General features: G+C 55.6%; 2 protein-coding genes. One reads left to right on the top strand and one right to left on the bottom strand.

Going from position 1 to position 1,278, the window contains the following annotated elements; translation table 11 throughout:
• On the bottom strand, window positions 1-222 hold a 222-nt coding region (locus tag MLC70_RS18705; RefSeq protein ID WP_248185987.1), incomplete at its 3' end, for a hypothetical protein.
• On the opposite strand from MLC70_RS18705, the gene MLC70_RS18385 reads away from it, so the two are divergent.
• A complete protein-coding gene (locus MLC70_RS18385; RefSeq protein WP_248185984.1) occupies window positions 130-1,275 on the top strand; it encodes an ISL3 family transposase in 1,146 nt (381 codons plus the stop codon). The genes MLC70_RS18705 and MLC70_RS18385 overlap by 93 nt on opposite strands.
• The last annotated feature ends 3 nt before the right edge of the window (window positions 1,276-1,278 follow it).

Raw genomic sequence — 1,278 nt, forward strand, 5'->3', positions numbered from 1 at the left:
GACGGCGGTAAAACCGGTTAGTTTTGAGTTCGCCAAAACAACAAACCTGACCGACTCACCGCCGTCCCTATGAATGCTAATCCTCTTGCCCTGTTCTGGGAAGGATTCACGATAGAATCGTATGCCCAGATTGACGCTCAATCTCTGCTCATCCGACTGCAACCTGCCGACGATTACTTGCCATGCTGCAGTGGTTGTAATCAGCACACGCTTGCCATCCATGACATCAGCACCCGACGAGTCCGAGAACGCGACCTGTTCCAATACCGCGTCTGGCTGGACGTGCCAGTTCGCCGAGTTCGTTGTACGACCTGTGGCCCCAAGCTTGAACAGATTCGCTGGTTACCAGGGCGACAGCGTCTGACGGCAGGCATGGTCAGTTGGATTGAATCCCTGGTACGACTGATGCCGATCCAACATGTGGCAACGCTGCTAGGGTTGCATTGGCATACGGTCAAGGCCATCGACCATCGGCGCCTCAAACGAGAAGTGACTGAGCCAGATAAACGCCGGATTCGTCGACTGATCATGGATGAGTTCGCCTTGTTCAAGGGACACCGCTACGCCACCGTGGCGATTGATGCGGATACTCAACAAGTCCTCTGGGTTGGAGAAGGTCGCAGTCGAGCAGCGGTACGCCCCTTCTTTGAATGGCTGGGGCCGGAAACCTGTGGCCAGATCGAAGCCGTGGCGATGGATATGAATACCGCCATGGACCTGGAAGTTCAGCACCACTGCCCACAAGCACGGGTGGTCTATGACCTGTTCCACGTTGTAGCAAAGTTCGGACGGGAAGTGATTGACCGTGTCCGGGTCGATCAGGCCAATCAGCTTCGACACGACAAGCCGGCTCGCAAAGTAGTGAAACGAAGTCGCTGGCTGTTGCTCAGAAACCGAGGCAACCTCAAGGATGAGCAGGCTCTGAAGCTCGAAGAACTGCTGCAAGCCAACCAGCCCCTGATGACTGTCTACGTCCTGAAAGACCAGCTCAAAGAGCTCTGGTACGCTCCCTCAGAGGCCGATGCCAGACAACGCTGGCAAGACTGGCTAAATCTGGCTATGAGTAGTGGGCTGGCCCCCGTGCAGCAGTTTGCCAGGCGCCTCAAGGGCTACGTCGACGGCATTATCGCCAGCGCGGTCTACCGGTTGAACACCAGTGTGTTGGAGGGAATGAACAACAAGATCAAGGTGATCAAGCGGGTGGCCTACGGCTACCGGGATAACGACTACTTCTTTCTGAAGATAAAAGCAGCATTTCCCGGTAAAGCGCGATGAACC

It is taken from the genome of Marinobacter goseongensis, assembly GCF_023156235.1.
GTDB classification, from domain to species: domain Bacteria; phylum Pseudomonadota; class Gammaproteobacteria; order Pseudomonadales; family Oleiphilaceae; genus Marinobacter; species Marinobacter goseongensis.